Genomic DNA, 23,587 nt, shown 5'->3' with positions numbered 1-23,587 from the left:
TTATCGTAATCATTATGGTTTGTAAATAAGAATAATTACGTTTTAAGTATCCGCTGCGAAAGCTCTGTAAAAGGTGCTTTATCTTATCGTATGGTTGTCGAAGATGTTATGGTGGCCTTTGCCATAGAAAAGTAGCAATTAAGTTTGATGAGAAACCTAGTCCATACAGATCAAGTTAAGGAAGTAGTTGAGGATCAATATTAAATTTTGTAGTGTGAGAAGAACGGGACTTTCCTAGGTGAGAAATGAATATGTCTAACAAGTAGTTGTCAGTACTTTTTAGTAAATTTCCTAATGTTAGTAAGCACCACTTAACATTACACATGTTCTAATACAGTAATCAAAAAATGTATAAAAGTTATTAAGATTTGTGCTAAAGTTGTGTTCTTTAAAATATGCTTTGGTAAGCGAGACTTTTATGATTAGCGTTAATTTAAGGCATTTTAACTAGTGATTTATCTAGGGGGCTTTTCATGGAGCAACTGTTAAGAAACGTTTTTCTTTTCTTATCCAAGAACAAATTGTTTACTAAGTTAGCTAAAAGTTATGGATTGAAATTTGGTGCTAAAAACGTTGTAGCAGGAGAGAAGATTGATGATGCCGTAAAAATTATCCAAAAGCTAAATGAAGAGGGAAAAGTAGTAACGATTGATCATTTAGGAGAATTTATTGATAGCAAAGAAGAGGCAAGAGCTTCTGCATTAGAGTGTATAGAAGCGATTAGGGCTATCGCAGACAATGGATTAGATGCTCAAATGTCTCTAAAGCTGACTTCAATGGGCTTAGATATCTCGGAAGAAATCGTGTTGGAGAACATGTATAAAATCCTAGATGTAGGTGCAAGTAATAATGTGTTTGTAACTATCGATATGGAAGATTACGAGCGGTGTCAACAAACGATTGATATTTTCAAACACTTGAAGAATGATTACGAAAATATAGGAACGGTATTACAATCCTATTTGTACAGAACAATGGGGGATATTAAAGATTTAAACTACTTAAGCCCCAATCTAAGGCTTGTTAAGGGTGCGTATAAGGAATCAGCAGAAGTTGCTTTCCCGGATAAAAAGGACGTGGATGAAAATTACAAAAAGATAATCAAAACTCATTTACAAAACGGAAACTACACAGCAATTGCAACGCATGATGATAACATGGTTGATTATACAAAACAGTTAGAAAAACAACTATCCTTGGACCGAGGCCAATTTGAATTTCAAATGCTTTATGGATTTCGGAAAGAACTACAGAAACAGCTGGTCGAAGAAGGGTATACGGTCCGGGTTTATGTGCCATACGGTGATGATTGGTATGGATATTTTATGAGGCGACTAGCAGAACGACCGGCAAACATCGCTTTTGTGCTGAAAGGTTTATTTAAGAAGTAACGATGTTAAGCGACTTCAATTAACTTCAATGAAGTCGCTTTCAAAAAAGGGATTGCTAAAATTTCTAATCTATTTTATAGTTAAAGTATCAAGGATCTATGCATTCTTATTTTTTTAAAGCCGTAAATGAATGAGTATTCATTCAAAAAAGTGATAGGGGGAGAGCGGATGGTACAGTCGATTAAACGTGCAGTTGTAATTGGTTCTGGGATCATGGGATCAGGAATTGCCGCACATTTGGCTAATGTAGGAATTCCAACAAAAATGTTAGATATTGTACCGAAAGAGCTGACTGAAGAGGAAAGAATTAGAGGACTGACATTACAAGACACACGAGTTAGAAATAGGCTCACAGCTAATAGCAAGAAAGCACTAAGGAAACAAAAGCCATCACCAATTACAAGTCAAAAGAGTTTAGACCTAATTGAAATTGGAAACCTTGAAGATGATCTTGATTCATTAACATGTGCTGATTGGATCATAGAAGTAGTAGTGGAGAATCTTTCAGTGAAAAAACAAGTACTTACTATTATAGAAAAACACAGAAATATGACTAGTATTGTTAGTTCTAATACCTCAGGAATTTCATTAGAACAGATGATTGAACACTGTTCTGCTGATTTAAAGGAGCACTTTATTGGCACGCATTTTTTTAACCCACCTCGATATTTAAAACTTCTAGAAGTCATACCTACAAGCTTTACAAAAAAAGATGTATTAAATTTTATGAAAAACTTTGCGGAAGACACTTTAGGAAAAGGTGTAGTAGAAGCGAAAGACACACCAAACTTTATCGCAAACAGAATTGGGACTTACGGGTTATTAGTAACCGTTAAGGAGATGTTGGCAAGGGGATTATCTATTGGTGAAGTGGACTCTGTTACCGGACCACTCATCGGAAGACCGAAAAGTGCGACTTTCCGTACGTTAGATGTCGTTGGTCTAGATACGTTTTATCATGTTGCCGATAATGTGTATCAACAAGTTGATGGGGCTGAAAAAAAAGTGTTTGAGGTTCCCTCATTTATGAAGCAAATGCTAGATAAGAAATGGTTAGGATCTAAAACGGGCCAAGGTTTTTATAAGAAGAGAAAAGTGGAGGGGAAGAGTGTAATTGAGGAACTAAATGTAAGCACACTTGAATATCAAGCTAAAAAGTCTTTAAAAACGAAGGCAACAGAAATCGCTAAACAGGAAAAGGGACTAAACCGAAAAATGAAAGCGCTGTTATCAGTGGAAGGAGATAATGCGAGTGATTTTGTCTGGTCGATATTAAAACCAGTTCTATTATATTCTGCTGAGTTAATGGGTGAAATTGCTGACGATATTGTAGCAATTGATAAGGCGATGCGTTGGGGGTTCGGTTGGCAACAAGGACCCTTTGAAATATGGGATAGCTTAGGTTTTGAAGAAGTAGCAGATCGGATTAAAAAAGAGGGAGACACTTTACCGATCTGGATTGAAAATATGCACTCTAAAGGTTTTCTTTCGTTTTACAAAAAAGATCAAGGGGTTGTTTACTTCTACAACAATGGTGAATATCAGAAAAAAACTTCCAATATAAAAGAAATAAACCTACACCTCTTAAAAGAAGAAAAAGGAGTTATAAAGAAAAACACTGGTGCTAGTTTAATAGATTTAGGCGATGGTGTTGCATGTCTAGAGTTTCAGTCTAAAAGTAACGCTATCGGAATGGATATTATCCAAATGATTAATCAGTCAATTGAAGAAGTTGAAACTAATTATGAAGGTCTTGTCATCGGAAACCAAGGTAAAAATTTCTGTGTTGGTGCTAATATTGCCATGATGCTGATGGCTGCACAGGATGATGATTTTGTAGAAATCGATATGGTAGTTAGGCAATTTCAAAATGCCATGATGAACATAAAGTACGCTGGAAAACCTGTTGTCACTGCCCCATTTGGCATGACACTTGGTGGAGGTGCAGAAGTCTCGTTACCTTCTAGTGCCCTGCAAGCATCTCAGGAAACCTATATGGGCCTAGTCGAATTTGGTGTTGGTTTGATACCAGGTGGTGGAGGTAATAAAGAGCTGTATTTGAAACAAATACGTAACTTGCCAGTAGGTGTGGATCTTGATCTACAAAAAATTACGAATGCCGTATTTGAAACAATTGCAACAGCTAAAGTTTCTACATCAGCGCAAGAGGCAAGAGAAAATGGTTTTTTAAATAAACAAGATGGAATTTCTGTAAATAGCTCCCACCTGATACACGATGCAAAGCAGAAAGTTCTTAGTTTAAGTAGGGATGGTTATCGATCACCAGAACGTGAGCTTGTACCTGTCGTTGGTGAATCAGGTTACGCGACTATGCTTTTAGGGGCAAAGTCATTATTCTTCGGAGGTTATGCAAGTGAACACGATGTAAAGATTGCAGAAAAACTGGCATTTGTCCTAGCAGGGGGAAGAGTGAAGGCAGGACGTTTAGTAGACGAACAGTACTTGTTGGATATAGAGAGGGAAGCATTTCTAAGCTTGATTGGGGAACCAAAAACACAACAACGTATGCAGCACATGTTAGTAAAAGGAAAGGCGCTACGTAATTAAGAGGGAGGGGAAGAACGTGAAAGAAGCTGTTATTGTAGCTGGTGCTCGTACACCAGTGGGAAAAGCTAAAAAAGGATCATTAGCACATGTTCGTCCAGATGATCTCGCAGCACTTACCATCAAAGAAACACTCAAACGTGCAAATTATCAAGGACAAATAGATGACGTAATTATTGGATGTGCAATGCCAGAAGCAGAACAAGGAATGAATATGGCTCGGAACATTGCTGGGTTAGCAGGACTTCCGATTACAGTTCCTGGTATTACAATCAACCGCTATTGTTCCTCAGGGTTACAGAGTATTGCTTATGGGGCTGAACAAATCATGCTAGGATCAGGAAATGCGATTTTAGCAGGTGGAGCAGAATCGATGAGTTTAATCCCAATGGGAGGGCATGTCATTAGACCGAATATAGTGTTAGTCGAGAATGCTCCAGGATATTACATGTCTATGGGTCATACGGCTGAAGAAGTAGCTAGAAGATTTGGGATTTCAAGAGAGGACCAAGATGCTTTTGCGGTAAGAAGTCACAGACGTGCTGCCGCAGCCTTAAAAGAAGGAAAATTTCTCAACGAAATTGTTCCGGTAGAAGTAAAACAACACGATATACTTGCTGGTAACCATGTACAGGAACAAATTTTTGATTTTAACCATGATGAGGGGGTACGTCCAGACACCGATTCTATTGCGTTATCCAAACTTAAACCTGCGTTCTCTGTTAATGGGACAGTGACTGCAGGTAACTCTTCTCAAATGAGTGATGGTGCTGCTACTGTTCTATTGATGGAGCGAAAAAAAGCAGAATCGGAAGGTTTTCAATCGTTGGTTAAATTCAGGTCTTTTGCAGTCGCGGGTGTTGAACCTGAAATAATGGGAGTAGGGCCAGTTGAGGCTGTACCAAAGGCACTAAATATGGCCGGGCTCACTATTGATGACATAGGACTTTTTGAACTGAATGAAGCATTTGCTTCACAGTCGATTCAAGTAATTCGAAGTTTAGGGTTAGATGAGGACAAAGTAAATGTAAATGGTGGAGCTATAGCACTAGGCCATCCACTTGGATGTACCGGAACTAAGCTGACATTAAGTTTAATCCACGAGATGAAACGTCGTAATGAACAATTTGGAGTTGTGACGATGTGCATTGGTGGAGGCATGGGTGCGGCAGGTGTATTCGAATTAATATAATGGGAGGAATAATAATGAGTGAAACAAAAGAGAAAGTGTTTAAGGGTGGAGCTTTTCTAATTGAAGATCTTGGGCCAGAGGATGTTATCACTCCGGAAGATTTCACAGAGGAACATATCATGATTGCGAAGACAACAGAAGATTTCGTAGAAGGTGAAGTGTTACCTAAAGTTGATTTGTTGGAGAATCATCAGTTTAATCATTCGGTTGATTTACTAAAAAAGGCAGGAGAGCTAGGATTATTAGGGGTAGATGTACCAGAAGAGTATGGCGGACTGGGATTGGATAAAATTAGTTCATCGTTAATTACTGAAAAGTTTTCTCGTGCTGGAGGCTTTTCTGTTACACACGGGGCACATGTAGGAATTGGCTCACTTCCAATTGTTTTCTTTGGTAACGAAGAGCAAAAACAAAAGTACTTGCCAAATCTTGCAACAGGAGAAAAAATTGCAGCATATGCCTTAACGGAACCGGGGTCTGGGTCTGATGCTCTTGGGGCGAAGACTAATGCAATACTTAATGATGAAGGAACCCATTATGTTTTAAATGGAGAAAAACAATGGATTACTAATGCAGGTTTTGCAGATTTATTTATCGTGTATGCACAGATTAATGGAGATGAATTTACAGCATTTATTGTAGAAAGAGATTTTCCTGGAGTATCAACCGGTCCAGAGGAAAAGAAAATGGGAATAAAAAGTTCTTCAACTAGAACGCTAATTTTGGAAGATGCAGAGGTACCAGTTGAAAATGTGTTAGGTGAAATCGGTAGAGGCCATATTATTGCGTTTAACATTTTGAATGTGGGTCGTTATAAACTTGCAATTGGAGGAGTTGGTGGTGCTAAAAGAGGAATTGAATTAGCATCTGCCTATGCGAATCAGCGAAAACAGTTTAAGACAGCAATAGCAAGATTCTCGTTAATTCAAGAAAAGTTGGCAACGATGGCAGTTAACACTTATGCAAACGAGAGTGCTGTGTACCGAACTGTCGGCTTATTTGAACAGCGGATGAGTAATTTAGCAGATGAAGAGTTAAAGGATGGTAGAGCAGTGGCAGGAGCCATTGCAGAATACCAAATCGAGTGCTCTCTAAATAAAGTATTTGGTACAGAATTAATCGACTTCGTGGCAGATGAAGCGGTTCAAATTCATGGTGGATATGGGTTTATGCAAGAATATGAGGTAGAGAGAATGTACAGAGATGCCAGAATCCAAAGAATTTTTGAAGGAACTAATGAAATCAACCGTTTACTTATTCCTGGTTCTCTAATGAAAAAGGCATTAAAAGGAGAGTTGCCTTTATTACAAAAAGCACAAACACTTCAAGAAGAATTAATGATGTTCATGCCAGAAGAAGTTGGCACGGATACCCTGGAAAAAGAAACATATTTACTTGCTAATGCTAAAAAAATAGCCCTACTAGCTGCTGGTCTTGCAGCACAGAAGCACGGAACAAAGTTAGAGCAAGAACAAGAAATTTTAGTAAATCTAGCTGATATTGTTGCGGAAATCTATCATATCGAATCTGCTCTATTACGAACGAAAAAAGCTATAAATAGAAGTGGCTTAGATAAAAGTAACCAAAAACTATTGTACACGGAAGTATATGTACAGGAAGCTTTTAATCGAATCGAGGCACATGCTAAGGAAACGCTAATTGCATGTGAAACAGGAGATACACTAAGAATTATGCTTTCTGCAATGAAGAAATTAACTAGACATAACCCTACTAATGTAATCGAAAAGAAAAGACAAATAGCCAAATTAGTATTACAAGAAGAGAAATATATAGTTTAGAATGTGAGCTTCAGTTAAACATTCACTAGGATAGAGCTCTGACTCTGATTTAAAATAAATCCACAAGTTTTTATAAAAATCTGTGGGTTTATTTTTTTGTAATAATAGATTTAAAATAATAACTAATAGTTGATGCTTGCACTATCAATAATAAGTTAGGTAAAATTATCCTACAGTACAATTCTATTATGGTTTAAACTAGAACATAGAGAAGGAGGTTAAATAGTGGCCTTAACTTTTTATTGGTATCCTAAATGTGGGACATGTCAAAAAGCAAAAAAATGGTTGGTTGAACATGATGTTCCATTTAATGAAGTGCACCTTGTTGATAATCCACCAACGAAAGATGAATTAAAGACTATGGTAGAGAAGAGTAATCTTCCGATAAAGAAGTTCTTTAATACTAGTGGTAAGAAATATAGAGAGCTAGGCTTGAAAGATCAACTTAAAGAGGCTAGTGAAGACCAAATGTTAGAATGGTTGGCATCTGATGGTATGTTGATTAAACGTCCAATTGTAATGGACGATAGTAAGGTAACAGTCGGGTTTAAAGAAGAAACATTTGATCAAACTTGGAATAAATAAAGAGGGAACTTTCCCGAATTATAATACATAATTCAAGTTCAAAATTTTGTAGGAGGTTTTTGGAATGAGTCTACCAAAGGATTTTCGTTATTCAGAAGAGCATGAATGGGTAAAAGTTGAGGGAGAAAAAGTTCGTATTGGGATAACAGACCATGCACAATCAGAATTAGGTGATATTGTATTTGTAGAACTTCCTGAGGTTGGAGACACTTTACAAGCGGACGAGCCTTTCGGAAGTGTGGAATCTGTTAAAACGGTATCAGAGCTGTATGCACCTATTAGCGGGACAGTAGTAGAAATAAACGAAGAGCTAGATGATAGTCCTGAATTTGTGAACGAATCCCCTTATGAGAAAGCTTGGATGATCGTTATTGAACCAACTGAATCCTCAGAAATTGAAAAGCTTATGACTGCTGAACAATATGAAAAATTGATTAACGAGGACGAATAATTAAAAACATATACTTGTGCATCAAATAAGCAAAATTAAATACAATGTTAGTAAGACAAAAAATTAATCCCTTGTTACTCAAGAATGTGACAGGGGATTGTTGTTAATGCTAAATTAACACTTTGTTGTGCTTATTACTTATGAAGAAGCAGGTGATCACATGGCAAATGTAGGCAAAGTGATTATTGTAGAGGGACGCTCAGACAAAATCCAAATTGAAAAAATTATTGATGAGGATGTTGAAATAATTTGTACGAATGGAACATTGGGCGTCGAAAGACTAGAGGAATTACTAATTGAACATGATCTCGATAATAAAGACGTGTACATCCTAGTTGATGAAGACAATGCTGGTCACAAGCTAAGGAAGCAATTGTCTATGGAATTACCACATGCGGAACATATTCATATTGATAAAACCTTTCGTGAAGTTGCAGCTACCCCTCAATCAGAGCTAGCTATCGCACTAATCGGAAGCAGTCTCTCTGTTAATCCAATTTTTTTAGTTTAAGGTGATGGAATGAAAGAAATAACGTTTGAACAACTAACTAACCCACTAATCGAAAGGCAATTTGTGTTTGTTCATACGCCGTTTTGTGGAACATGTAAGTTAGCAAGAAAGCTTATTGAACCTCTAGAAAGTATGGAGGCGATAGGTACTATTTATGAGATGAATGCCTCTTTACAACCTCAATATATGAAGGACAACTTTATTAAAAGTGTTCCATGTCTTTTGCATTTGAAAAAAGGTGAAGTAGCTAACAAAATGTATTCATTTGAATCCGTTACAAATATTTATGAGCATTTAACATTATGGTGCGAGTCATAAAATAGGTTTGACGATTAATCCTCTGTAATTAGTCAACTAGACAGGAATTAGCTCTTACGATACAGAATAAGAAATTATAACTAATTTTAAGGGGATTGATTATGGACCGTCATGCTTTGTACAGTTGGAAAAAGGATTTAGAGTCAAGAGAAGATTTGACAAGCCTTTACCACCATAAGAAACTAGTTGTCTGCTTTCATGATCAAAAAGATTCATGGTATGTTTCATTTCAAGATGGAACTATTGCTGTTCTTGACTCCGTTGACAGAAAAGCTGATATCACCGTAGAAGCAAATGATGAAATAATTAATTCGCTAATATTAGGTGGAGGAAAACTTACCAGTATGCCGAATGAGTTGGTTTCTGTATCAGGAAGCTATAAAGATTTACTTTTTTTAGAATCGATTCTTTATTTATCTAACTCTTAGTGCTCTTTTCTAACAACTTCCCAATAGAAAGCAAGACATCATTAAAGGAAGCCTGGTCACCAAATTGATCAACTATAGTGCCGTCCGGAGCAATTATTACTGTTGTAGGTACACCCATGCATTGATAAAGATTATAGATCTCTTTTCCATTATCAGAAAGGGTTGGTTGAGTTAAAAACCGATCAGCAAAATTAGCCCCAGCTTTTTCTTCACGCTCTCTTCCAGTTACATTAATTGTTAGCATTTTTACGTTTGGATTATTTATCGTTTTATTTAGTTGCTCTTTTCTTGGTAGGTCGGTTCCACAGTCAGGACACCAGGAAGTCCAAAATGTAATAATAATAATTTTTCCTATATCATCCTGTAGATGATAAAATTGCTGTTGGTTATTTATATAAGGCAATTTAAATAGTGGTGCTCTCATCTTTTTCCCTCTTTTCATATACTTAGTGTAATTGACAACATAATTATTCGTAGCAATACAGCCTTTCTGTTAATTATAGTACAAACTAATTATTTTTTTCTCTGCTAGCTTTATATTTTGAACTCATTTAAGAGGATTTTATCAAATAAGTAAGTTATTTGAGAATGATTCATTTCACTTATGATCTATTCCTTTAAAAAAATTCTACATTAAATTACTAATCCTTTTTGCGTTGATATGGTTATGGTAACATAATAATGAATTGTAAGGATATCTAACAAAAAGAGAAGAATTTAACCTGTGAAAGACTTATCTTAGTGTGAAGTCGACTAATTACTACTCATCCCTTCTAACAAGTTCAAATACTCTTTGTTAAATAATACTTTCTAGTGCTACAATTTTAATTGTAAATATAGAAAGGATGGATTCACTATTAGTGACTTGAATTTGAATTATACGAGTGAGATGGAGAAAGCGATGCACCAAACACATGGTGTAAATTTTGCTGAATACAGCAGAAAGCTAAGTCACCGAATAAAAGTGGAGAAAGCCAGAGAGAAGAGTCATAAGCAAAGTATGAAAGTATATAATGAAATAGAAAGACTTGCGCACAGATAGTAATAATAGACACCAAAAAGATTCCTTGTCCAAAACGAACAAGGAATCTTTTTTATTGCTTATTCATATTTGTTTTTCCATTTGGCGTATTTTCCATAGAATCACCAGTTAGAAATTGGATAGGCAATATAACGAAGCGAATTCTTATGATTTATTTAACTTCGCGACGTAAGCTGTCCTCTAACGAATCGAATTCTTATGGTTTCTCTAATTTCGTGATGTAAGGGACCCTCTAACGAAGCGAAATCTTATTGTTTTTCTAATTTCGCAATGTAAGGAGCCCTCTAACGAATCGAATTCTTATGGTTTCTCTAATTACGCGATGTAAGCTGCCCTTTAACAAAGCGAATTCTTATGTTTTCTCTAATTTCGCGACGTAAGGGACCCTCTAACAAAGCGAATTCTTATGTTTTCTCTAATTACGCGATGTAAGGGACCCTCTAACGAAGCGAAATCTTATTGTTTTTCTAATTTCGCAATGTAAGGAGCCCTCTAACGAAGCGAATTCTTGATGTTTCTCTAATTTCGCGACGTTGGAATTCCTTTCACTTCACAATCCACAGCGACACATTTGCACTCAGTTAATTAAAGAATATAGTTACTAGTGAGTTTATCTTGAATGTGATGGTATGTTATTAACAAAGTATGCGAAAGAGACTTATATTTACAGTAAATACGTTTACTTTAAATAATTTAAATATATATAGAAGAAACTAGGTGCAAGTACAATAGCAAAATCGGTGTACTTGTGTTTATGAAGTATCCATTGTAGGCGTAAAGGTAGAAAAAATTGCTAATTATGCGGTTACAAATCTTTTCTTAATAAAAATGTATAAAAACCTGTCAAATGAACAGTGAAATTGTTGATAATAGATTCTAAATGATATAAGATTATAATGAGAATAAAATGAGAATGGATATAATTCAATATCCCATTATCAGGTAATATGTTCAGTTAACCATTATATATTATTATGGTACGATAGACCAACACACCCTGATAAGTTAACTAGCCTTCGTTTTTGGAAAAGTTAAAATGGGGGAAGTTTTCACTTTATAAAAAACAAGTCTTTGGAGGTATCAAATATGGCAGGATCAACATTAGAAATAAAAGATCTTCATGTATCAATCGACGATAAAGAAATCCTTAAGGGTGTAAACCTTACGGTGAAAGGTGGAGAATTCCACGCAGTAATGGGACCAAACGGTACTGGTAAGTCTACATTGGCTTCAGCAATTATGGGTCACCCTAAATATGAAGTAACAAGTGGTTCTATTCTTTTAGACGGTGAAGATGTATTAGAAATGGAAGTAGACGAACGTGCTCAAGCTGGTTTGTTCTTAGCAATGCAATACCCAAGTGAGATTAGTGGTGTTACAAACTCTGATTTCTTACGTTCTTCTATAAACGCTCGTCGAGAAGAAGGTGATGAAATTTCTCTAATGAAATTCATTAAGGAAATGGATGCATCAATGGATTACCTAGAAATGGATAAAAACATGGCTCAACGTTACTTAAACGAAGGGTTCTCTGGTGGGGAGAAGAAACGTAATGAGATTTTACAATTAATGATGCTTAAACCGGCAATTGGGATCTTGGACGAGATTGATTCTGGTTTAGATATCGATGCACTTAAAGTAGTATCTAAAGGTATTAATAAATTACGTAGTGAAACATTTGGTTGCCTAATGATCACACACTATCAACGTTTATTAGATTACATCACTCCTGACTATGTTCATGTAATGATGCAAGGTCGTGTCGTGAAATCTGGTGGACCAGAGCTTGCACAACGCTTAGAAGCTGAAGGTTACGACTGGATTAAGAAAGAACTTGGAATCGAAGAAGAAACTGTAGAGCAAAATGCGTAAGCAGTAAGGAGGGGTTGTATGACTGTGGATACAAAGCTACCGTATGAAAAAGATTATGTTAGTAAATTTTCAGAAAAGAGAAATGAACCGGAATGGATGAAGTCATTACGCCTTCAAGCATTGGAGTTAACTGAAACGTTACCAATGCCAAAGCCGGATAAAACAAATATTACAAAGTGGAATTTCAGCAAATTTGATCATGATGTATCTGGGCAGGAGATTTCATCTCTTGAAGAACTTCCAGAAGATATCAAAGTTTTCTTAGACATGGAAAACAAAAACGGAAATTTAGTTATTCAGAGAAATGAATCTGTTGCATATAAATCATTGGATGCATCGTTACAAGAAAAAGGTGTTATCTTAACAGATCTTCAAAGTGCAATTCAGGAACATAGCGAACTAGTTCAGCGCTATTTTATGAAGGACGCTGTATCAATCGATGAGAATCGTTTAACAGCCCTTCACACTGCGTTAATGAATGGGGGCGTATTCGTATATGTTCCTAAAAATGTGGTCGTGGAAGAGCCGTTGCAAGCTATTTTCTGGCAAGAGGATCCTAAGGTAGGATCATTTAATCACGTAATTGTTGTTGCAGAAGAAAACAGTTCCGTAACGTATGTGGAAAATTACATTTCTCATAATCAAGATGAAGAGGCTGTAGCAAACATTGTGACAGAAGTAATTGCTCACGATAATGCATCAGTATCTTTTGGAGCTGTTGATAACTTTGCAAAGGGTACTACTGTGTATGTGAATCGCCGTGGTATAGCATACAGAGATGCAAAAATTGAATGGGCATTAGGTCAGATGAATGACGGAAATACAGCTTCTGAGAATATTACCCATTTAATTGGTGATAATTCTGTATCACAAGCAAAAGCAGTTACAGTTGGTCGTGGAAATCAAATTCAAAACTTAACCGCAAAAATTGTAAACTTCGGTTTAAATTCAGATGGATATATCCTTCAGCATGGTGTTATGAAGGACAGTGCATCTTCTGTATTTAATGGTATAGGAAAAATCGAACATGGTGCATCGAAATCTAACGCAGAACAAGAATCTCGTGTACTTATGTTAAGTAAAGATGCACGTGGTGATGCAAATCCAATTCTACTGATTGATGAAGATGACGTAACAGCAGGTCACGCAGCTTCTGTTGGTCGAGTAGATCCTATTCAACTTTATTATTTGATGAGTCGAGGTATTTCAAAACAAGAAGCAGAGAGATTAATCATTCATGGATTCCTAGCACCAGTGGTAAATGAAATTCCTATTCAATCTGTAAAGGATCAGTTAACGAAAGTAATTGAGGGGAAAGTAAATTAATGGATGTTAAAGCCGTCCGTCAGTTATTCCCAATCTTAGACCAAGAAGTTAACGGACATCCATTAGTGTACCTTGATTCCTCTGCTACTTCTCAAAAACCATTAACTGTCATCAATGCTCTAGAGGATTATTATAAATTAGATAATTCCAACGTTCACCGTGGTGTTCATACATTAGGAACACGAGCAACGGATAAGTACGAGGGTGCAAGAGATAAAGTTAGAAAGTTTATTAATGCAAGTAGTGTACAGGAAGTAATTTTTACTCGTGGGACAACTACAGCAATAAATACGGTTGCTTATAGTTATAGAAGTAAGCTAAGTGAAGGCGATGAAATTGTCATTACACCTATGGAACACCATAGTAACATTATTCCATGGCAGCAGACAGCTAAAGCAACTGGGGCAACTTTGAAGTATATTCCACTTCAAGAGGATGGAACAATCAGCCTTGATGAAGTAAAAGCAACTATATCTGATAAAACGAAAATTGTTGCAATGATGCATGTTTCTAATGTGTTAGGGACAGTGAACCCAGTGAAGGAAGTCGCTAAAATTGCTCATCAACATGGTGCTGTTATGTTAGTTGATGGTGCTCAGAGTGTACCTCATATGAAAGTCGATGTTCAGGATTTGGATTGTGACTTTTATGCTTTCTCCGGACACAAAATGTGTGGTCCTACAGGAATCGGTGTGTTATACGGTAAAAAGCAACTATTAGAAAATATGGAACCAGTTGAATTCGGTGGGGAAATGATTGACTTTGTGAACCTTTATGATTCTACATGGAAGGAGCTTCCGTGGAAATTTGAAGGTGGCACACCAATTATAGCCGGTGCAATTGGCCTTGGTGCAGCAATTGATTTTCTAACAGAAATCGGACTAGATGAAATTGAAGCACATGAGCACAAGATTGTAACGTATGCTTTACAAGAATTAAGAACAATTGACGGCATTTCTATTTATGGCCCAGAACAAAGGGCAGGGTTAATTACATTTAATCTTGATGATGTTCACCCACACGATACAGCTACGGTTCTAGATGCAGACGGAATTGCAGTTCGTGCAGGGCATCATTGTGCACAACCATTAATGAAGTGGTTAGATGTAACAGCAACTGCAAGAGCGAGCTTCTATTTGTACAACACGGAAGATGATGTGGATCGCTTAGTGGCTGGATTAAATAAAGCGAAGGAGTATTTTGGCGATGTCTTTTAATAACCTAGATACCTTATATAGACAAGTGATAATGGACCATTATAAAAACCCTCGGAACAAAGGGACACTAGAAGATGAGTCATTAACAATTGATATGAACAATCCTACATGTGGGGATCGAATTCAACTTCACTTGCAAATAGAAAACGGTAAAGTAGAAGACGCCAAGTTTGAAGGAGAAGGATGTTCCATAAGTATGTCCTCTGCTTCGATGATGACCCAAGCTATAAAAGGGAAATCAACAGAACAAGCATTAAAAATGTCCAAATTCTTTTCTAACATGATGCTTGGTCAAGAGGAAGAAACAGATGATCTTGATTTGGGAGATATTGAGGCATTGCAAGGTGTTGCGAAATTTCCCGCAAGAATCAAGTGTGCGACGCTTGCATGGAAAGCAATGGAAAAGGGTATGGACAATAAGGAAGAGTAAAATGAAATTTTGCTTACCTGATAAAATGGTTTTCAACCTGATATAGGAGGTTTTATATATGGCGAAAAAAGCGCCTGAAGTTGGAGAATATAAATATGGTTTTCGCGACAAAGATATTTCTATTTTCCGTACAGAAAAAGGACTAACAAAAAATATTGTGGAAGAAATTTCACGTATGAAAGAAGAACCACAGTGGATGTTAGATTATCGCCTGAAGGCACTTGAACAGTTCTATAAGAAACCAATGCCACAGTGGGGTGGTGATCTTGCAGAACTTAATTTTGACGAAATCACGTATTACGTTAAACCTTCTGAAAGATCCGAGCGTTCATGGGATGAAGTCCCTGAAGAGATTAAAAACACGTTTGATAAGTTAGGAATTCCAGAAGCAGAACAAAAATACCTTGCTGGTGTTTCTGCACAATACGAATCAGAGGTTGTTTATCACAATCTAAAAGAAGATTTACAAAAAATGGGGATTGTTTTCAAGGATACGGATACTGCCTTGAAAGAAAATGAAGATCTTTTCAAAGAATACTTTGGTAAAGTAATTCCTTCTTCAGACAATAAGTTCTCGGCATTAAATTCTGCAGTTTGGTCTGGTGGATCTTTCATTTACGTACCAAAAGGAGTAAAAGCAGACACGCCTCTTCAAGCTTACTTCCGTATTAATTCTGAAAATATGGGACAGTTTGAAAGAACACTAATTATTGTCGATGAAGGCGCATCTGTTCACTATGTAGAAGGGTGTACAGCACCAGTTTATACGACTAACTCACTACACAGTGCAGTAGTTGAAATCTTTGTTAAAAAAGGTGGCTATTGCCGTTATACGACTATCCAAAACTGGGCGAACAACGTATACAACCTTGTAACCAAACGTGCGATTTGTGATGAAAATGCTACAATGGAATGGATTGATGGTAACATCGGTTCTAAGCTTACAATGAAGTACCCTGCAGTTATCCTAAAAGGTGAGGGCGCTCGTGGTATGACACTTTCTATTGCATTAGCTGGGAAAGGCCAACACCAAGATGCAGGGGCTAAAATGCACCACTTAGCACCAAATACATCTTCTACCATTGTTTCTAAATCTATTTCTAAACATGGTGGTAAAGTAACGTATCGTGGAATTGTTCACTTTGGTCGAAAAGCTGATGGAGCTCGTGCAAATATCGAGTGTGATACGTTAATTATGGATAACAAATCAACTTCAGACACAATTCCTTATAATGAAATTTTCAATGAAAATATTTCATTAGAGCATGAAGCAAAAGTTTCAAAAGTATCTGAAGAGCAGTTATTCTACCTAATGAGTCGCGGTATTTCAGAAGAAGAAGCAACTGAAATGATCGTAATGGGATTCATTGAACCATTCACAAAAGAATTACCAATGGAATATGCAGTTGAAATGAACCGTCTGATCAAGTTTGAAATGGAAGGTTCTATTGGATAATTAACTATATTATATTTATAATAGAAAGAGCCCGGTATTTTATCGGGCTCTTTTCTCTTAGAAATAAATATAAAATGCAGACGTAATTGTCGGTCAATCAAGAACGGAAGGGATATTACTTGTTTTTTCTCATATGTATAACCGTAGGGTTTGCTTCAGCTTTAGTTGGAAGTATTGTTGGGTTAGGTGGAGGCGTAATATTAGTACCTATATTGCTTGTGCTCTACGAATACAATGACAGCTTTAGTTGGGCGAGCGCTCATCAGATAGTCGGTCTTTCTCTAATCATTATGATTTTCACTGCATTATCCTCAAGCATTACATATTCTAGGAAACAGAGAATTGATTATAAGAGTGCTTTTTTATTTGTAATTGGTGGCATTCCTGGGGGGATTATAGGATCTTTCTCTAATCAATATGTGAATACGGATTCGTTTTCCATCTATTTTGGCATCCTAATGATCATGTTATTTATGTTATTTTTTATAAAAAGAAATAAGAAAGTTAGTAATGAACACCCAACTAGTAAAAAATGGAGAATCTATCGAGAAAAAGTAATAAATAATAAAGTTTATACTTACTCTTTCTCACCAATCTATGTCTTTATTGTCGCCTTTTTAGTAGGCTGTTTGTCAGGTTTCTTTGGAATTGGTGGAGGATCATTAACGGTACCGGTAATGATTTTATTTTTTGGTTTTCCAGCTCATATTGCGACAGCAACTTCGATGTTTATGATTTTATTTTTAAGCGTATTTAGTTCCGTAACACACTTTTATCTAGGCCATATTACATGGGAGTATGTTTGGTTGTTTATACCAGGTGCTTTTATAGGGGGAATTGTTGGGGCAAAAATAAATCAACGTCTTTCTGGACCTACTGTAGAATGGTTACTTAAAATCTTATTACTTATTATTGGGTTTCGTTTAATTTGGCAAGGGATTGGATAAGGGAGTTATTCTATGGAAGAAAAAATATTTTTTTACTATACAAATGATCTACATAGCCATTTTGAAAATTGGAGTAAAATAGTAAGTTATTTCAATCAGAAAAAAGAACAAAGAAAAGCTGCAAAGCAGGCAAGTTGGTTTTTGGATATTGGTGATCATGTGGATCGTTCCCATTCTATTTCCGAAGCGTTTATGGGAAAAGCAAATGTTGAATTATTAAATCATGCTAATTATGACATAGCGACAATCGGGAATAATGAAGGAATAACATTAGATTATGACGATCTTTATCACCTCTATGATCATGCAAGTTTCCAATTAGTTTGTGGTAATTTACAGTCGGTAAATAAGGATAATCCAAGTTGGTTAAAAGATAGTTATTATTCCATAACAGATAGTGGAATAAAAATTGGATTTATTGGTTTAACAGCTCCATTTAATGCTTTTTATAATCTCCTAGGTTGGAATGTAACCTCACCTTACGAATACTTAGACAGACATATAGATCGAATAGCTAATAACTGTGACATTGTCATTTTGTTATCACATCTAGGTATCAATGAAGATGAAGAAATCGCAAGAAGGTACCCTGACATTGATGTGATAATAGGTGGCCATACCCACCACTTATTTCGAACCGGAGAATATGTTAATAAAACTTTACTTACTGCGGCAGGCAAGCATGGGACTAACGTTGGGGAAGTAATATTAACTTGGGATCATTATCGAAACAAATTAGTTCAAAAGGAAGGCTATGTCACGAATATAGAGCACGTTGATCGGGATAGTATGACCGGAGTAAAATTAGATGAATATCAAAAACAAGCGGATCAAATTTTAGGTGAGACTGTTGTAACGCTAACAGAACCTTTAGAAGTTAATTGGTTCCAATCGACAAAACTAATGACTATGTTAGTGGATACTTTAATGGAATGGACGAATTCGGATTGTGCAATGTTAAATGCAGGATTGTTATTAGAGACATTAGATGCTGGTGATGTTAGTTATCGTGACATTCATCGGATTTGTCCACATCCAATTAATCCGTGTACGGTAGACTTAAATGGAAATGAACTAGCAGAGGTAATTCGTGGTTCATTGACTAAATCATTAATGGAATTAGAATTAAAAGGTTTTGGATTTAGAGGAACAGTTATCGGTAAAATGGTTTTTGCGGGTCTTGATGTTGAGTTAGAACACCAACACGGAGAATACCGGGTAGGAAGTATAAGGATGGGTGGGAAATTATTAGATAGAAACAAAACCTATCGTGTTGCAACTGCTGATATGTTTACCTTTGGCCAGCTATTACCTGAAATTTCTCGCGCCAAGAAAAAACATTTTTTCATGCCAGAATTTTTAAGGGATTTATTAGTTCACGCCTTAAAAACGAAATTTTAAGAGAAATGATGCACATTCGCCCTTATCTCACCATATATTGTTAGGGAGAGAGGGGAGTGGATGAATCATGATTTCAGTAAAACCTTTAATTATTGAGAACCATCCTTTTACAGCAATTCGAGTAGAATTACCTAAAACGAATTTATTAGTGATTTCTAATGAAGTTGGATACATTATGTGCGGGGCATTAGATGTTGACTTATTGAACGATAAATTAGCAGAAAGAAAAATAGTAGCTGCCCGTGCAACTGGAGTAAAAACAATCGACCAATTATTAGATGCGCCTCTTGATAAAGTGACGAAAGAAGCGGAAAACAAAGGTTGGCAGGAAGGTATGTCAGCGAAAGAGGCTCTTCTAAAAATTGCAGAATAAGGTTATACAAATGGATTACCTATTATGGGTAATCCATTTTAAATATTATAGTGAAGGCGAATTAGTATAATTTTACTAAAATATAGCATAGTTCTATTAGCTATATTAAAGTATTTTGTAGCATCATGTTAAAAAGTTTGGTAATATTTAAGTTAAGGTGTCGAACGATATCATTTTTTATAGGAGAACAATATGAAACTAGTTGCTACTAAATCCATTACTGAGGGAACCGAACTTGCTAAGACCATTTATAGTGATAATGGACAAGTTCTTATAAAAAAAGACATAAAACTTACGAAGAGAATGTTAAAACGTCTTCATCAGTTGGGCATAACCTATGTCTATATTAAGGATGCCTTCACTGAAGATATTATTGTTAACCCTCCTATTTCTGAAGAGCTTAGAATAGAAGCAATTCAAATGGTAAAAACATCGTTTAAAGATTTTCAAGATAATAAAGTTAAAAGCAATGGCTATTTATTAGAGAAAACAGGCACAAAGATGACGGAAATGGTCAGCAATATTGTTAGCGAGGTTAAAAACCGGGATGAAGTGTTATCGATTCTTTCTGACATTCTTATTAGTGATGACTATATATTCTCTCATTCCATTAATGTTACCATATATTCGCTAGCACTTGCGACTGAATTGGGTCTACCTAACAAACAGATACATCAAATTGGACTAGGTGCAATGCTTCATGATGTCGGAAAAGTTTTTATCCCTGAACCGATTTTAAACAAGACAGCACGTTTAACCAATCATGAATTTGATATTATAAAATCCCATTCTGAAGAAGGATTTAATTTCTTAAGAAAATCATCAAATATCCCTTTACTTGTTGCACATTGTGCATTTCAACATCATGAGCGTTTAGATGGATCAGGTTATCCGCGTGGGTTGACAGATAAGGATATTCATCCATACGGTAAGTTAATGGCAATTGCAGATGTGTTTGATGCGGTAACAAGTAATAGAGTATATCGGGATGCAATGCTGCCACATGAGGGACTAGAAATCTTATATGCGGGCTCTGGAACATTATTCGATACGAAAATGTTGGAAGCATTCAGGAAAACAGTTGCCATTTATCCAAATGGTATATCAGTTGATTTAAGTAATGGCAGTACAGGAATAGTTGTAAGGCAAAATAAGAACTTAAATGACCGACCTGTGGTTAGAATCATGGAAGAGAATGGCGAACAGGTTAGTCCTCATGATATAGATTTAGCGACACACTTAAACTTAATGATTACTAACTGTGATATAGCTTCTGGAAATAAAGTCTAATATACAAGTCTATCCCTCTTTTCACATGCATATTGTGTGATAAGGGGGTATTTTCATGAAAAAGAGACCTGTTATTAAAAGACGGCCATTAAAACCGCCTCCTACAAGGCATATTATTGTTATTTCTTTGTTTCTTTTTATGATCTTTACACTAACTAGTATTCTAATAGTTAATGAAAAAATAAAACCAGTGATGTTAACTATTGCAAGATATGAAACAAATGAAATCGTTAATGAAGCGATGGGTATAGCGGTGAGTAAGAAAATATCTGAGGATTTAAGCAATGAACTTGTCAAAGTAAAGTACAATGACCAAGGAGACCCAGTAAATTACATGTTTAATACTGTTGTTGAAAATCGGGTTCAAAGAAATGTCCAATACAGATTACAGAACTATCTTTCCCAAATTGAAAAAGGGATAAGACCAGATCCTGGTACTACTTTAGATGTGGAATTAGAAAATGAAGAAACTTCTGCAATTGAATCAGTAAAAGAAGGCCCACTATTAGAAATACCTTTAGGGCAAGCAATGGGAATTCCCTTATTAGCTAATCTTGGTCCTAAAATACCTGTAAATTTAGATATCTCCGGATATGCTTCTACGGAGGTACAGGGTAAGTTTGAGCCTGTTGGAGTGAATGGGGGATATATCATTGTACAGGTACATGTTGAAGTTGAGGCAACGGTTGTGATTCCTTTTGCATCGGAACCGGCAAAATTTACACAAGACATTCCGGTTACAAGGCTATGGCATCCAGGTGAAGTACCTGACTATTTCTTTGATGGTCAAGGCGGTGGAGAGGGTCAAAGCAGCCCAGATGTTTCCATTCCACTAGACCCCTTGCCATAATGATAGTCTGCTGATAAAATAATCAATGAACTGAATAGTCGAACCTTGTCATACGATGAGGTAGAGGTGCAATTAGCATGAGTAAATAATCGGAGAATGACTGCGATGATGATTATAAAAAGGGCTAGTTGCCGAAGCGTACAGTGTCGTCAAACACTTTACTGCTGGTATAGTTTCTAATAGGGATTATACTGTCATGCCTGTAATGGACATGAGGAGCTACTGATCGATGGAGGATAACACACAGAATACTTAATATTATCGTCAAAATAATAATAAGGACAGTGATAGGTTATTTTCTATTGCTGTCCTTATTTGTGTTGTTTAAATTATCTTTTAAAGCCTCTGTCTAAAAGCGCAACTTTTAAGCTAGGAGTTGGCATTATATTTTCAGGATGTTTCTTTACTCTCATCAATAAATGGATGTAGCTGTTTGTTCTAGAAAAAAGTCTCAAGGAGGAAACATAATGGAAAATAGTTTTTATTCTTTATTACCAGCTGTATTAATGCTGATTCTTGTACTTGTTACAAGAAAAGTTTTACTTTCATTAGGGCTAGGAGTTTTAGTTGGTGCAATATTACTACACGACTTTAATTTGTGGTTAGCAGCAAAGGAAGTGGGAGCAGTTTTCTTGGCAATATTTATTGATGAGAATGAGCTGAATATTGGAAATATCTATCTACTTTCATTCTTATTGTTATTAGGAATAATAACCGCATTCCTTTCTGCTTCGGGTGGAAGTCGAGCATTTGGTGAATGGGCCATCCAAAAGGTACAGACGAGGAAAGGGGCACAATTATTACCAATATTTTTAGGGATTATCATTTTTATTGATGATTATTTTAATAGTCTTGCTGTTGGACAAGTTGCTCGACCAGTTACAGATCGCCATAAAATATCACGGGCTAAATTAGCCTATTTCATCGATTCAACTTCTGCACCAATTACAGTTATTTCACCAATCTCTAGTTGGGGAGCATATATCATTGGAACAATTGGTGCTATATTAGCTGCAGAAGGTATTACAGACTACCAACCACTAGAAGCATTTGTAAGAATGATACCAATGAATCTGTATGCATTTGCTGCAATTTTGTTGGTTATTATTGTAGCGGTGTTTGATTTTAATATTGGTTCAATGAAAAAGCACGAGGATAGAGCAATCAAGACTGGAGATTTATTTGATCCTGAGAAAGGTAATATTCCAGGAGATTTAAAAGATAGCATAGAGGTTAATGCTAATGGAAAAATACATCATTTAATGATACCGATCTTCACACTAATAATTAGTACCATCCTTGCAATGATTATAACTGGAATTCGGGAGATAAAAGGAAATGTAACAATACTTGCCATCTTTGAGAACACAAATGTTAACCTTTCACTCTTTATTGGGGGATTATTAGCTGTAGTAATAGCACTTTTTTTATTCATTATCCAACGTGACCAAAAAGCTACCTCTTTTACAGTTATTTTAGAAGGAATCAAAGCGATGCTACCAGCAATCTATATATTGATTTTAGCGTGGATGATAGGTTCTATTATCGATAGCTTAGGTACAGGAACCTTTTTAGCGCAATTAGTAAATGATACAGCATTAAATGCATCATATTTACCATTATTATTCTTTGTTGTAGCAAGTTTTATGGCTTTAGCAACGGGAACATCATGGGGAACGTTTGGCATAATGCTCCCAATAGCCGGAGAGGTTGCTGCTATCACAGATGTTGAACTTGTATTACCTGCATTAGCAGCTGTATTGGCTGGTTCAGTATTTGGTGACCATTGTTCTCCAATATCTGATACGTCGATTTTGTCATCAACTGGTGCTGGATCCAATCACATTGACCATGTTGTGACACAGCTTCCTTATGCTTTTATCGGTGCTATTGCATCAGCAGTTGGTTATGTAGTAATGGGAGTATCACATCACGTTGTGTTATCGTTCGCTACGGCAATTGTCGTAACGATTGCCATTGTGTTATTGCTAAGAGTTATAAACAAAAAATAAGGATCATTCGTAACCATTGTGTCTTATGACGCAATTTGTATAGAATCACCAGTAAGTTGAGACGTTGATTTCCGCTCCGGGCAGTTGCTTTCCGTGGGCAACGCCTCAGCCTCCTCGGTCGCAAAGAACGC

At 36.2% G+C, this 23,587-nt stretch carries 22 protein-coding genes and 1 riboswitch; of the genes, 21 read left to right on the top strand and 1 reads right to left on the bottom strand.

What is annotated here, in order from left to right:
* Positions 1 to 473 precede the first annotated feature (473 nt).
* The 9 genes from H7K77_RS12480 to H7K77_RS12440 all read left to right on the top strand — a co-directional run bounded on the left by H7K77_RS12480 (position 474) and on the right by H7K77_RS12440 (position 9,240).
* The gene (locus tag H7K77_RS12480; protein WP_186578179.1) at positions 474 to 1,391 is read left to right on the top strand and encodes a proline dehydrogenase family protein; all 918 of its coding nucleotides are present in this window, start codon (positions 474 to 476) and stop codon (positions 1,389 to 1,391) included.
* A 168-nt stretch (positions 1,392 to 1,559) separates the two neighbouring features.
* A complete protein-coding gene (locus H7K77_RS12475) occupies positions 1,560 to 3,959 on the top strand; it encodes a 3-hydroxyacyl-CoA dehydrogenase/enoyl-CoA hydratase family protein (protein ID WP_186578178.1) in 2,400 nt (799 codons plus the stop codon).
* A 16-nt stretch (positions 3,960 to 3,975) separates the two neighbouring features.
* Positions 3,976 to 5,148 carry an acetyl-CoA C-acetyltransferase gene (locus tag H7K77_RS12470; RefSeq protein WP_186578177.1) on the top strand — a complete coding sequence of 391 codons (1,173 nt, stop codon included), beginning with the start codon at positions 3,976 to 3,978 and terminating at the stop codon, positions 5,146 to 5,148.
* 14 nt (positions 5,149 to 5,162) lie between these two features.
* Positions 5,163 to 6,947 (top strand): acyl-CoA dehydrogenase family protein, encoded by a 1,785-nt coding sequence (locus tag H7K77_RS12465; RefSeq protein WP_186578176.1) that lies wholly within the window; start codon positions 5,163 to 5,165, stop codon positions 6,945 to 6,947.
* A 225-nt stretch (positions 6,948 to 7,172) separates the two neighbouring features.
* Positions 7,173 to 7,532 (top strand): arsenate reductase family protein, encoded by a 360-nt coding sequence (locus H7K77_RS12460; RefSeq protein WP_186578175.1) that lies wholly within the window; start codon positions 7,173 to 7,175, stop codon positions 7,530 to 7,532.
* 64 nt (positions 7,533 to 7,596) lie between these two features.
* Complete coding sequence (gene gcvH, locus H7K77_RS12455) at positions 7,597 to 7,983, top strand: glycine cleavage system protein GcvH (protein ID WP_186578174.1); 387 nt, start codon at positions 7,597 to 7,599, stop codon at positions 7,981 to 7,983.
* A 160-nt stretch (positions 7,984 to 8,143) separates the two neighbouring features.
* A complete protein-coding gene (locus H7K77_RS12450) occupies positions 8,144 to 8,494 on the top strand; it encodes a toprim domain-containing protein (protein WP_186578173.1) in 351 nt (116 codons plus the stop codon).
* 9 nt (positions 8,495 to 8,503) lie between these two features.
* Positions 8,504 to 8,812 (top strand): thioredoxin family protein, encoded by a 309-nt coding sequence (locus H7K77_RS12445; RefSeq protein WP_186578172.1) that lies wholly within the window; start codon positions 8,504 to 8,506, stop codon positions 8,810 to 8,812.
* A gap of 101 nt (positions 8,813 to 8,913) precedes the next feature.
* Entirely contained in the window at positions 8,914 to 9,240 is a 327-nt protein-coding gene (locus H7K77_RS12440) for an SCP2 sterol-binding domain-containing protein (RefSeq protein ID WP_186578171.1), read from the top strand.
* Here the strand turns inward: H7K77_RS12440 and H7K77_RS12435 are convergent.
* Positions 9,230 to 9,664 (bottom strand): TlpA family protein disulfide reductase, encoded by a 435-nt coding sequence (locus H7K77_RS12435; protein ID WP_186578170.1) that lies wholly within the window; start codon positions 9,662 to 9,664, stop codon positions 9,230 to 9,232. The genes H7K77_RS12440 and H7K77_RS12435 overlap by 11 nt on opposite strands.
* Before the next feature lie 447 nt (positions 9,665 to 10,111).
* On the opposite strand from H7K77_RS12435, the gene H7K77_RS12430 reads away from it, so the two are divergent.
* The 12 genes from H7K77_RS12430 to H7K77_RS12375 all read left to right on the top strand — a co-directional run bounded on the left by H7K77_RS12430 (position 10,112) and on the right by H7K77_RS12375 (position 23,456).
* Positions 10,112 to 10,282 (top strand): hypothetical protein, encoded by a 171-nt coding sequence (locus H7K77_RS12430; RefSeq protein WP_222599359.1) that lies wholly within the window; start codon positions 10,112 to 10,114, stop codon positions 10,280 to 10,282.
* Positions 10,283 to 11,368: 1,086 nt separating this feature from the next.
* On the top strand, positions 11,369 to 12,154 hold the full coding sequence (gene sufC, locus H7K77_RS12425; protein ID WP_186578169.1) for a Fe-S cluster assembly ATPase SufC: 786 nt from the start codon (positions 11,369 to 11,371) through the stop codon (positions 12,152 to 12,154).
* 18 nt (positions 12,155 to 12,172) lie between these two features.
* Complete coding sequence (sufD, locus tag H7K77_RS12420; RefSeq protein ID WP_186578168.1) at positions 12,173 to 13,480, top strand: Fe-S cluster assembly protein SufD; 1,308 nt, start codon at positions 12,173 to 12,175, stop codon at positions 13,478 to 13,480.
* Positions 13,480 to 14,697: a cysteine desulfurase gene (locus H7K77_RS12415; RefSeq protein WP_186578167.1), complete on the top strand. Its 1,218-nt coding sequence runs from the start codon at positions 13,480 to 13,482 to the stop codon at positions 14,695 to 14,697. The genes sufD and H7K77_RS12415 overlap by 1 nt, the downstream gene beginning before the upstream one ends.
* Positions 14,687 to 15,127, top strand: a complete 441-nt coding sequence (gene sufU / locus H7K77_RS12410; protein ID WP_186578166.1) for a Fe-S cluster assembly sulfur transfer protein SufU — start codon at positions 14,687 to 14,689, stop codon at positions 15,125 to 15,127. The genes H7K77_RS12415 and sufU overlap by 11 nt, the downstream gene beginning before the upstream one ends.
* A 58-nt stretch (positions 15,128 to 15,185) precedes the next feature.
* Positions 15,186 to 16,583, top strand: coding sequence for a Fe-S cluster assembly protein SufB (gene sufB, locus H7K77_RS12405; RefSeq protein ID WP_186578165.1), 1,398 nt, complete (start codon positions 15,186 to 15,188; stop codon positions 16,581 to 16,583).
* Positions 16,584 to 16,702: 119 nt separating this feature from the next.
* Entirely contained in the window at positions 16,703 to 17,530 is an 828-nt protein-coding gene (locus H7K77_RS12400) for a sulfite exporter TauE/SafE family protein (RefSeq protein ID WP_186578164.1), read from the top strand.
* A 12-nt stretch (positions 17,531 to 17,542) separates the two neighbouring features.
* The gene (locus H7K77_RS12395) at positions 17,543 to 18,931 is read left to right on the top strand and encodes a bifunctional metallophosphatase/5'-nucleotidase (RefSeq protein WP_186578163.1); all 1,389 of its coding nucleotides are present in this window, start codon (positions 17,543 to 17,545) and stop codon (positions 18,929 to 18,931) included.
* Between the two features lie 67 nt (positions 18,932 to 18,998).
* Positions 18,999 to 19,304 (top strand): YunC family protein, encoded by a 306-nt coding sequence (locus H7K77_RS12390; RefSeq protein WP_186578162.1) that lies wholly within the window; start codon positions 18,999 to 19,001, stop codon positions 19,302 to 19,304.
* Between the two features lie 192 nt (positions 19,305 to 19,496).
* Positions 19,497 to 20,594 carry an HD-GYP domain-containing protein gene (locus H7K77_RS12385; RefSeq protein ID WP_186578161.1) on the top strand — a complete coding sequence of 366 codons (1,098 nt, stop codon included), beginning with the start codon at positions 19,497 to 19,499 and terminating at the stop codon, positions 20,592 to 20,594.
* A 55-nt stretch (positions 20,595 to 20,649) separates the two neighbouring features.
* Complete coding sequence (yunB, locus tag H7K77_RS12380) at positions 20,650 to 21,444, top strand: sporulation protein YunB (RefSeq protein ID WP_186578160.1); 795 nt, start codon at positions 20,650 to 20,652, stop codon at positions 21,442 to 21,444.
* A 53-nt stretch (positions 21,445 to 21,497) separates the two neighbouring features.
* Positions 21,498 to 21,674, top strand: a riboswitch (Lysine riboswitch).
* Between the two features lie 237 nt (positions 21,675 to 21,911).
* Positions 21,912 to 23,456, top strand: a complete 1,545-nt coding sequence (locus H7K77_RS12375; RefSeq protein ID WP_186578159.1) for a Na+/H+ antiporter NhaC family protein — start codon at positions 21,912 to 21,914, stop codon at positions 23,454 to 23,456.
* The last annotated feature ends 131 nt before the right edge of the window (positions 23,457 to 23,587 follow it).

It is taken from the genome of Aquibacillus kalidii (assembly GCF_014280935.1).
GTDB lineage: Bacteria > Bacillota > Bacilli > Bacillales > Amphibacillaceae > Aquibacillus_D > Aquibacillus_D kalidii.
The sequence above is the reverse complement of the archived record's forward strand: the minus strand, read 5'-3'. Positions and strand labels throughout refer to the sequence as shown.